Origin of the sequence: Nonomuraea sp. NPDC049152 (assembly GCF_040648355.1) — a bacterium.
Taxonomy (GTDB): Bacteria; Actinomycetota; Actinomycetes; order Streptosporangiales; family Streptosporangiaceae; genus Nonomuraea.
In genome coordinates, this window is sequence record NZ_JBEZDO010000012.1 from 12,525 (window position 1) to 22,819 (window position 10,295).

The 10,295-nt window shown below is 71.5% G+C and carries 8 protein-coding genes; 4 read left to right on the forward strand and 4 right to left on the reverse strand.

Annotation, left to right across the window (positions count from 1 at the left end):
• Positions 1-2,097, reverse strand: a complete 2,097-nt coding sequence (locus tag AB0B45_RS22385) for an MMPL family transporter (protein WP_358133398.1) — start codon at positions 2,095-2,097, stop codon at positions 1-3.
• A 306-nt stretch (positions 2,098-2,403) separates the two neighbouring features.
• Between AB0B45_RS22385 and AB0B45_RS22390 the strand changes: the two genes are divergently transcribed.
• From AB0B45_RS22390 to AB0B45_RS22400, 3 genes are read left to right on the forward strand one after another with little or no spacing between them, the layout of a single operon-like run.
• Positions 2,404-3,000: a DJ-1/PfpI family protein gene (locus tag AB0B45_RS22390; RefSeq protein WP_358133400.1), complete on the forward strand. Its 597-nt coding sequence runs from the start codon at positions 2,404-2,406 to the stop codon at positions 2,998-3,000.
• A complete protein-coding gene (locus tag AB0B45_RS22395; protein ID WP_358133403.1) occupies positions 2,997-3,467 on the forward strand; it encodes a helix-turn-helix domain-containing protein in 471 nt (156 codons plus the stop codon). Before AB0B45_RS22390 ends, AB0B45_RS22395 begins: the two co-directional genes overlap by 4 nt.
• Positions 3,457-4,533, forward strand: a complete 1,077-nt coding sequence (locus tag AB0B45_RS22400; protein WP_358133406.1) for an epoxide hydrolase family protein — start codon at positions 3,457-3,459, stop codon at positions 4,531-4,533. Before AB0B45_RS22395 ends, AB0B45_RS22400 begins: the two co-directional genes overlap by 11 nt.
• A gap of 60 nt (positions 4,534-4,593) precedes the next feature.
• Here AB0B45_RS22400 and AB0B45_RS22405 read toward each other — a convergent pair whose 3' ends face one another.
• Positions 4,594-6,000, reverse strand: a complete 1,407-nt coding sequence (locus tag AB0B45_RS22405) for a PLP-dependent aminotransferase family protein (RefSeq protein ID WP_358133409.1) — start codon at positions 5,998-6,000, stop codon at positions 4,594-4,596.
• A 69-nt stretch (positions 6,001-6,069) separates the two neighbouring features.
• Positions 6,070-9,180, reverse strand: coding sequence for a cytochrome P450 (locus AB0B45_RS22410; protein ID WP_358133411.1), 3,111 nt, complete (start codon positions 9,178-9,180; stop codon positions 6,070-6,072).
• A gap of 52 nt (positions 9,181-9,232) precedes the next feature.
• Between AB0B45_RS22410 and AB0B45_RS22415 the strand changes: the two genes are divergently transcribed.
• Complete coding sequence (locus tag AB0B45_RS22415; RefSeq protein WP_358133414.1) at positions 9,233-9,787, forward strand: TetR/AcrR family transcriptional regulator; 555 nt, start codon at positions 9,233-9,235, stop codon at positions 9,785-9,787.
• Positions 9,788-9,827: 40 nt separating this feature from the next.
• On the opposite strand, the gene AB0B45_RS22420 is transcribed toward AB0B45_RS22415, so the two are convergent.
• Positions 9,828-10,187 (reverse strand): hypothetical protein, encoded by a 360-nt coding sequence (locus AB0B45_RS22420; protein ID WP_358133416.1) that lies wholly within the window; start codon positions 10,185-10,187, stop codon positions 9,828-9,830.
• Positions 10,188-10,295 lie beyond the last annotated feature (108 nt).

A 10,295-nucleotide genomic window follows, 5' to 3' on the forward strand; every position in this document is an offset into this window, starting at 1 on the left:
TCAGGAGGTGTGTGCCGTCCCGGCGTAGCCGGGCTCCGGGACGTGGCGTTCGCCGGTGGCGGCGGGACGGTGGACAGGGGGTGGCAGGAGCCGGGACAACGGCCCTGGCAGCCACCAGTTGCGTTCACCGAACAGCCGCATGAGCGCCGGAACCAGGACCATGCGGATGAGGGTCGCGTCGAGAATGATGGCGGCGCCGACGGCGAACCCTGCCTGCTGGTGATCTTGGCGGTGGGTGAAGAGCAGGCCGAGGAACGTGGTGGCCAGAACGACGGCGGCCAAGGTGATGGGACGGGCGGTGTGCCGGATGCCCTCGACGACCGCTTCGGTGTTGTCGCCGGTGGAGCGATAGTGCTCGGCGATCCGGTGGGCCAGGAAGACCTCGTAGTCCAGGGACAGGCCGAACACGATGGTGAAGGCCAGCAGCGGCAGGGCGACGTCGACGGTCCCCGCCGTGCTCGCATGCTGAAAGCACAGCGTGAGCAGTCCGAACGCGGCGGCGATGGACAGCAGGTTCATGGTGATCGCCTTGAGCGGGATCAGCACACTCCGGAAGATCACGAGCAGCAGGGCGAACGAGCAGGCCAGGACCAGCGCGAGCACCTGCCACAGGCGCGTGCGCAGCTCGGCGGTCAGGTCGGCCAGCAGCGCCGTGGCACCCGCCACCAGTGGCCGCGGGCCGGTCGGCGCCACCTGCCGTGCGAGGTCGTAGATGCGCTGGTGCAAGGCGGCCGAGGCGGCGCTGTCCGGTGAGTGGCGTTCACCGATCGACAGCACGGTCAGGTCCCTGCCGTTGTCCATGACCGAGACCATCGCCACGCGCGGATCGGCGCGCAGCTCGGCGGCCAGCGCACCGATTTCCACCGGCGCGGCGCCCGGTGGACGCGGCAGTGCCAGCATCGACGTGCCGGCCAGCCCGTCGCCTTCCATCTGTGCCAGGCCTCGTCCGGTGTCGGTGTGGGAGATGGCGGCCCGTTCGTAGTGCATGCCCAGCCGGATGTCCGTGACCGGAGCCGCGGCCAGCAGCATGATGGCGGCGACACCGAGGGCGTATCGCCAGGGATGACGCATCAGATGCCTCGCCCAGGCGACCCAGCCCGGCATCGCCCTGCTCGTACGCCGCCACGGCAGCCTCCCCCAGCTCAGCCGGCGATCCAGGAACGGCAGCAGGGCGGGCAGCAGGGTCAGCGCGGCCGACATCGTGACGAAGGTGCCCAGCATCCCGGCCAGCGCGAGCGTTCGGACGGCGGGAGCCGGGACGATCAGCAGGCTCGCGCACGCGAGCAGGATCGCCATGGCGCACCAGGCCACGGTGGTGCCCGCGGTGGTCACCGCCTGGACGACGGCCACGCGCGGGCCGTCGCCCGCGCCGCGGGCCTGGCGGTAGCGCAGCAGGATCAGCAGCGTGTAGTCCAGGCCCAGCCCCAGGCAGAGGGTGGCCATCACGGTCAGCACGGCCGAGTCGATCCGTACCATGGCCCCTGCCACGACCAGCGCGGCCATGCCGGCCAGCATCGCCGCGGCGGCTATGAGCAACGGGACGACGGCGGCGCCCACCGCGCCCAGTCCGAGGACAAGCACCAGCATGGCCACGGGGATGGTGATGATCTCGACCCGTCGCAGATCGTCCAGGCCGGCGCGGTTGAGCTCCCTGTAGACCGCGCTGGTGCCGACCAGGGTGACCGTGACCGCGCTGCCCGCGGCCCGCCGTACGGCGCTCTGAACGGCGGCCTCCTGCGCCGCCACCCGCTGCCGACGGCTGGCCTCGTCACCGGCGACGCCGAATCCGATGTAGACGTGGCGCGGATCCTGGCCGGTCAGCAATGGCAGCGGCCGGACCGCGGCGACCTCGGGGCGGGCGTCCAGCGCGTGTACGGCGGCGGCCACCGTCCGCCGATACTCCGCCGCCGAGGCGAGCCACGTCGGCGAGGCGAACGCCATCACCACCTGCTCTTCGCCGAGGTCGGGAAAGCCCCGCGCCACCAGGGCCGCGGCACGCTGCGAAGGGGACCCCTCCACCTCCCATGTCGGCGGCTTCAGCGTCCGCGCCAGCTGCGGCAGCAGGATGAGGGACACCGCCGCCAGAACGAGCCACACCGCGATCACCAGGCGGCCACGCGTGGCGGCTGCCTGGCCGATGCGCCCTGCGAGGTTCCCCGGCCTCCGGCCCTGAGCGACGGGATCCGGAACCGTCTGCGATGTCCCCACATCGCGAGCACGCTGCCCCACGCGGCACCGTCCTTCCTGCTGGATCACGTCTCAAGGGACTCCGGCCGGCCGCCGACGTCACAAAACCGATCTTGCTACAGAAAGTAATGACGGTACTACAGAAAGTGACGATTGTGCACCTCCTCACCCTCGGTCCAGATTGACAGTATTCTGTCTCAATGACAGAATGCTGTCATGACTGAGATCGTGCACGTGGCCGTCTACGACACCCTCGCCGACTGGGAGGTGGGCCACGCCATCGCCCACCTGCGCGGCGCGCGTTACGACGTGCGGACGGTGGGCGAGAGCCTCGACCCCGTGACCACGGCCGGTGGGATGCGCGTCCTGCCCGACCTGACCGTGGCCGACCTCGACCCGGCGGGCAGCGCGATGCTGATCCTGCCCGGGGCCTACACATGGGAGGAGGGCAACCACGCCTTCGGCCGCAAGGCGCGGCGGTTCCTGGAGGCGGGGGTGCCCGTGGCGGCCATCTGCGGCGCCACGGCGGGGCTGGCCAGGGAGGGGCTGCTCGACGACCGCGACCACACCAGCAGCGCGCCGGAGTACCTGGCCGCGACGGGGTACGCCGGGGCCGCCCGCTACCAGGACGTGCCCGCGGTCACCGACGGCGACCTGATCACCGCGAGCCCCGTGGCGCCGGTCGAGTTCGCCAGGGAGGTACTGGCCAGGCTCGGCGTCTACGAGCCGAAGGTCCTCCACGCCTGGTACCGGCTGTTCGGCGAGCAGGACGCTTCCGCCTACCCCGAGTTCGCCGCGGGGGCGCAGGCGTGAGCGGCCGGCAGGACGCCGCGGAGGCGGGGGAGTTGATGGCGGGCGTGGCGCTTGCCGTGTTCCGCCTCAACGGGCAGTTCCTGGACGTGGCCGAGAACCTGGCCAAGCCGGCCGGGCTGACCGCGGCCTGGTGGCAGGTGCTCGGCGCGGTGCTCGACGAGCCGCTGCCCGTGGCCGGGATCGCCCGCGCCATGGGCATCACCAGGCAGAGCGTCCAGCGCATCGCCGACCTGCTGGTCGACAAGGGCATGGCGGTCTACCGGCCCAACCCCGCCCACGCCCGCGCCAAACTCCTCGAACCCACCCCCGACGGGCTGGCCGCCGTACGGCGCATCACCCCCGGTCAGCGCGAGGTCGCCACCGTGCTCGCCGACAGGCTCGGCATCGACGAGTTCCGGCGCGTACGGCAGGCGCTGGAGGCCCTGTCGCAGGCCATGGACACCCTGGAGGCCCCCGATGCCCGATGAGGAGGTCACCGCCTGCACGATCGACATCCCGCAGGCGGCGCTCGACGACCTGGCCGACCGCCTTGCGCGTACCCGCTTCTCCGAAGGGCCGCCGGGCGAGGCCTACGGCGTTCCCGTCGACTACGTCACCGAGCTGGTCGAACGCTGGCGCACCGGCTACGACTGGCGGGAATGGGAGACCAGGCTCAACGCCCTCCCGCAGTTCACCACCGCCATCGACGGCCAGAGCGTGCACTTCCTGCACGTGCGCTCGACGAACGGGGACGCCCTACCGCTGATCCTCACCCATGGCTGGCCGGGCACGGTCGTGGAGTACCTGGACGTGGTCGAGCCGCTGACCCGTGACTTCCATCTGGTGATCCCCTCCATCCCGGGCTTCGCCTTCTCCGGCCCCGCCACCGGCTGGAACAGGTACCGCACGGCGAGAGCGTGGGCCGAGCTGATGCGCCGCCTCGGCTACGACAGGTACGGGGCGGTCGGCAACGACGTCGGCTCTTCCATCTCGCTGGAGCTGGGCCGCGCCGACCCGGATCACGTCATCGGCGTGCACGTCACCCAGATCTTCTCGGTCCCCTCGGGCGATCCGGCCGAGCTCGAAGCGCTCGACGAGGGCGACAGCGCCAGGCTGGCGTCGCTGCGCGGGTTCATGGCCGAGAAGGGCGCCTACCTGGCGCTCCAGTCGAGCACGCCGCAGACCCTCGCGCACGCTCTCGCCGACTCGCCCGCGGGCCTGCTGGCGTGGAACGCCCAGCTCTTCGGCAGGGCCGTCCACCCCGACCATGTCCTCACCCACGTCACGATCTACTGGCTGACCGGCACCGCGGGATCCTCGATGCGCTTCTACCGCGAGGACGCCGATGCTCGGCGCCCTGCCGAGCCGACCGGCGTTCCCGTCGCCCTGGCCGGGTTCGCCGACGACTTCTTCCACTCGATCAGGGCACTGGCCCGCAGGGACCACGGCCGCATCGTGTCGTGGAAGGAGTACCCGGGCGGCGGCCACTACGCCGCCCACCAGGCTCCCGGGACCCTGGCGGCCGACATCGGCGCCTTCTTCCTGTCTTCCTGACCCCTCGCGCGCCCCGACACCGAGCCTTCACGACCCGCCGCGCACCGTCGCGCTGAGCCTTCATGACCCGTCGCGGACCGCAGCGCCGAGGCGGCGGGCGCCCTCGACCAGTTCGGCGGTGTCGGCGGCGGCCGCGAAACCGAGCCGCAGGTAGGCACCTGACGGCTCGGCGGGGAAGTAGCGGCCGCCCGCGTTGACGGCGACGCCGTAGGCGCGGGCCGCGTCCGCCATGACGGAGTCCTGGCTCCCCTGCGGGAGCTCGACCCACAGGTGAAGCCCGCCCGAGGGGAACCTGGTCAGTGTCCATTCGGGGACCTCGCGGGCGAGGGCGTCGGCGAGCACCGCGCAGCGCTCCCTCAGCGCCGCCGACAGCTCCCGCAGGTGCCGGTCCCACGCGGGGGTGCTGACCAGCTCGACGGCCGCCTCCTGCAGAGGGCGGGTGACGAAGAAGTCGTCGACGAACCGCATGCCCTGCAGCCGCCGCATGACGGGACCCCTGGCGATCACCGCGCCGATGCGCAGGCTCGGCGACGCGGGCTTGGTCAGCGACGTGACGTGCACCACCGTGCCGTCGCGGTCGTCGGCCACCAGCGCGCGCGGAACCTGCCTGCTGTGGCCGAGGTGCCTGGCGAAGTCGTCCTCGATGAGGAAGGCGCCGGCGGCGCGGGCCACGTCGATGATCTGGCCGCGCCTGGCGGGCGCGAGCACCGCGCCGGTCGGATTGTGGAACGTCGGCTGGCAGTACAGCAGGCGGGCTCCCGTCATGGCGAACGCGTCGGCCAGCAGGTCGGGGCGGAGGCCCTCGTCGTCCATGGGGACGGGCACGGGACGTAGCCCGGCCGCCCTCGCCGCGGCCAGCGCGCCCGGGTAGGTGGGCGACTCCATCAGGACGGGGCTGCCCGGCGCGGCGATCGCCCTGAACAGCATCGACAGGGCGCCCTGCCCGCCGCCGGTGATCAGCACGTCGTCGGGGCTGACCGCGCCCCCCGCCTGCCTGGCGAAGATCGCGCGCAGCGGCGCGAGCCCGGCCGTCGGCGCGCGGTGCCACGCGTCGGGGCGGCGCGCCGCCCGCGCGAGCGCGGCGCCCAGCGCCCTGGTCGGCTGGAGCGTCTCGTGCAGGTAGCCGCCCGCCATCGCGATCCCGCCCTCGGGAGGGGGCTGGACGGCCTCGGCGGCGTTGGCCGTGTCGAAGTCGCGACCGGCCAGCGCCACCGCCTGCCACGACAGGTCGGGCGGCTCGACTCCGGCCCTGCCGGAACGGTGGGCCACGTACGTGCCGCTGCCGGGACGGGTGACCACGGCCCCTTCGGCGGCCAGCGTGGCGATCGCCCTGGAAACGGTGCCAGGGCCGACCTTGAACCGCTGGGTCAGCTCCCTGCTGGTCGGCAGGCGGTCGCCGGGTGACAGCCCGGCCAGCAGCGCGCGCAGGCTGGTCACCAGATCAACGAAAGTGCTACCGTCAGACATGGAGATACATGGTAGCGCTTCTCTCGACAAGAGGCGCCGGTGGGCTGAGCCCAGCCCACCGGCTCCGGGTCAGGCGAACACGTCCTGCTGGTAGCGGCCCCGCTGTTCGAGCTCCGCCAGCCACGCCTCGCCGTCCGCGCCCGTCTTCTCCCGGTAGATCTCCAGCAGTGCCCGCCGTACGGCAGGCGCCATGCGCAGCCCGTCACCGCAAACGTAGACGTGCGCGCCCTGCTGGAGCAGCTCCCACACCGCGTCGGCCTGCGCCGCGACGGCGTCCTGGACGAAGCGGTAAGGGTGGCCGGGCACGGCTGAGAAGGCGGTGTGCAGGCGCACCCCCTCGACCGCCGCCCACGCCTCCACCTCCTGCCTGTACAACAGGTCGTGCTCGGGGTGGCGGCAGCCGGTGAACACCTCGGCCCTGCCGGTGGCCCCGGTCAGCGCCCGCTGCTCCAGGAACCCGCGCAGCGGCGCGAACCCGGTTCCAGGACCGACCAGGATGACCGGCGTACTCGGGTCCTCGGGCAGCCTGAACGGCGGCGCGGGCACCCTGATGTAGCCGTAGAAGACCTCGCCCTCGGCCAGCCCCGCCAGGTAGGCCGAACACATGCCGCGGTAGGCGCCGCTGCCGGACCACGCGGGTCCCTCCACCAGGCCGACGGTGATCCGCACCCGGCCCCGCTCGGCCAGCGGCGAGGAGGAGATCGAGTAGTACCGCGGCCTGATCGGCCCCGCGAGCTCCAGGAACACCGCCAGTGGCAGCTCCACGGCGGGGAGGCGTTCCAGCAGCGTGAGCACCGACAGCCGCTTGGCGAGCACCTCGTCGGCGTAGTTCGCCGACAGCTCGGCCAGCTGTCCCGTGGTCCACGGGCAGCCGGTGTGGGCGGCCAGCGCGTCCAGGTCCGCGCGGGTGGCCACCTCCTGCAGCTCGGCGAACTCGGTGAGCAGCAGCCCCGCGGTCACCGGCGTGTCCACCGGCAGGTGGGTGGGGCCCTGGGCGCGCAGCCTGACGACCTGCTCTCTCGGCACCCGCAGGGTGCGCAGCGCCCACTCCACGAGCTCGGGGTCGTTCTTGGCGAAGACCGCCAGGTGGTCGCCCGCCTCGTACGTGACGCCCTCGGGCAGCTCGGCGACGATCGAGCGCACGCCGGGCCTCGGCTGCTCGACGGAGAAGTCCCACAGCCCTTCGGGGTCGCCGGTCAGCTCCTCGTTCGCGACCACCTTCAGCGGCACGGCTCTGGCCGACACGACCGCGGGCCGTACCTCCGCCTCGGTGAGCACGTCCATCTCGTAGCGCCGCCCCGCGTCGGCCGCCGAGGCGCTGTACTCCTCGGCCACCGCCGCCCACAGCTTCGCCGTCCAGGCCGACACGTCGCCGTCGAAGTCGCCGTCGGCGTCCGCCTCGCCCCGCTCGACGAGCGGCACGGCGCCCGCCGCGGTGAGCTTGTCGAAGGCGCGGCGCGGGAAGTCCTGGTAGGTGGGCCACTGGGTGTTGCCGCAGCCGAGCACGGCCAGCCGTACGCCCGACAGGTCGGGCAGCTCCTCCAGCGCGTCGAAGCGCTGGGCGTTGTCGGGCGCCTTGCCGTTGTAGGACGAGGCCAGCACCAGCAGCAGCCCCTCACCGGGCGGCTCGAGGTCGTCCAGCGTCGTCAGTGTGGTGGCGAAGCCCGACCGGCCCGCCCGCTCGGCCAGCCGTTCGGCGAGGTCCTGGCAGGTGCCGAGGTTGGAGCCGTAGGCGACGGTGAGCGGGACGCCCGTGACCGCGACGTCCTGCTGCTCGGTCTGCTCGACCGGCCGCGCGCCTGCGGCGGCGCGCTCGTGCGCCCTGCGCTCGCGGACCCTGATCGTGAAGTTGTCCGGCTTGAGGGTCAGCGTCTGCTTGATCTCCATCCGGTAGACGGCGGGATCGGAGACCGCGAAGCGGCGGAGGATCATCGCCAGCGCGAGCCGCGCCTCCGTCAGCGCGAACTGGCGGCCGATGCAGGCCCGCTCGCCGTTGCCGAACGGCTTGTACGCCGCCGGATGGTGCGTCTTCTTCTCCTCGGGCAGCCACCGGTCGATGTCGAAGTCGGTGGGCCTGTCCCACGCCTTCGGGTTCCTGTGCAGCGGGGGAAGCAGCACGACGACTCCCTGGCCCTTGGCCACCGGGTAGCCGCCGATGCTGTCGTCCGCGAAGGCGTTCACGCTGAAGGCGGGGATGGGGGACCAGATCCGCAGCGTCTCCTCCAGGATCCGGGGGATCACGTCCAGCTTCATGATCGTCTCGTAGGTGGGCGGCTCGTCGCCCGGCAGCAGCCTGTCCACCTCCTCGTACGCCAAGGCCAGCGCGTGCGGGTCGCGCAGCAGGTTGTACAGGGCGAAGGAGAGCAGCCCGCTGGTCGTCTCGTGTCCCGCGATGAGGAAGGTGAGTACCTGGTTGCGGATGTTCTCATCCGACAGCCGCTCGCCCGTCTTCGGGTCCGAGGCCTCCAGCATGAGGCCGAGCAGGTCCTTCGCGCCGCCCACGTCCCCGGCACGGCGCCGCCTGATCACGTCGTCGACGAGGTCGCGCATGACCTTGATGTCGTGCTGGTAGGCCTCCTCCTGCCGGCGCTTGAGCTTGGTGACGAGGGGGAACTGCTGGTTGCGGTGCATGGCCTCGGTCAGCGCGCCGCCCATCGCCCGCAGGAACGGGTGCAGCTCGGGGGAGTCGAAGGAGTTGAACCGGTAGCCGAACCCGGTCAGCGAGATGACGTCCAGCGTGAGCCTGGTCATGTCGTCGGACACCGGCAGGTCCTCGCCCTGGCGTCCGCCCCACGAGGCGACGAGCTGCTCGGCCACTTCCAGCATCTGCGGGTAGTAGGCCTTCATCGAGCGCTGGCTGAAGGCCGGCATCAGGATGCGATGCGCGTGGCCCCATACCGGCTCGTCGTGCCTGGCGGTGAACAGGCCGTCACCGGCGAAGTCGCGCACGATCGACAGCGGCGGGTTGATGCCCTTGTAGAAGCGGCTCTCGTCGCTCACCTCCGCGACCAGGTCGGGGTCGTAGACGAACAGCACTTTTCGGCCGACGAGCTCGAGCTGGAAGATGCCCTCGTCATAGCGACTCGCGAGGTCTTCGAAGAAAACAATGGGGGCCTTGCTCGGGATCTGCAGGGTGTTGCCGAGCAGCGGCAGCCCTTGCGGGGCGGGAATCGCCTTCATGAGTGCTCCATGCGTAGCCATACACCGTATGGCTGACGCTACCATGCGGTGTATGGCAGTGAGCGCACGGAGGGGCACGCCCCTGACGGCCGAGGAGATCAGGTCCACCGCGCTGCGGCTGATAGAGGCGGGCGGCGTGGACTCCCTGTCGATGCGCAAGCTGGCCGCCGAGCTCGACGTGAACCCGATGTCGCTCTACCACCACGTGGCGAACAAGACGGAGCTCATCAGGGAGATCTGCCTCGGCAACGTCGTCCCGCTGCTCGACCTGCCGCCCGACGACGGCACGCCCTGGCAGGACCAGCTCCGCGCGCTCGCCTACGCCTATCGCAGGCTGGCCCGCACCCACCCGATGCTGTGGACGTATGTGCACAACCATCCGGAGGTCATCGAGCTGAAGGAGGGCGGGCTGTGGGACGTGCTGTTCAGGATCCTGCCCGCGGCGGGGGTGCCGGAGGACAAGCGATGGCGGACCGCCGACGTGCTGCACGGGTTCGTCTCCGGCCTGCTGCTGTCCGAGACGCTCGGGCACATCGCCGCCGACCAGGCGGACGAGACCTACGAGACGGCCATCGACATGATCATCAGGGGCCTCCCGGAGCATTGAATGGCCGTTCCCGCTCCCGGAGACCCCTGACGTCTGCCCGCTAGCGGAGTCCCGGCTTGTCGACGACCTTGGTCTCCAACTGGGCGGACCACACCAGAGGCGTGCCGGCCTTGACCGTGCCGACCTTCTCGCTGGGGAAGGTCCTGTCGGCGACACTCTCGCCGTACGTTCCCAGGAACCGGTAGTCCTCGGAGCTGACGATGATCTCGAAGCGTTCCCAGTCGCCTGTGTAGACGAACGCGACGCCGTGGCGGCCCGCCGCGTCCACCGCGTCCGGCTTGACGGAGACGCCCTCGATCATCGGCAGCGCACGGAACAGCGCGACCCGAACCTCGGGGACGAGCGCCTGTCCGCCCATGAGCCGCAGGATCGCGTGCGATGGAACGGATCGGGTTCTCACAGCAGAGAATTGTCCGTCAGACGGGCGTGGTGACCAGCGCCGCGAGGAGATGCGGGCGAAGGACATCCCTCCTGTCGCCGTGGACGTCGACGGCATCGACTTCCCCGC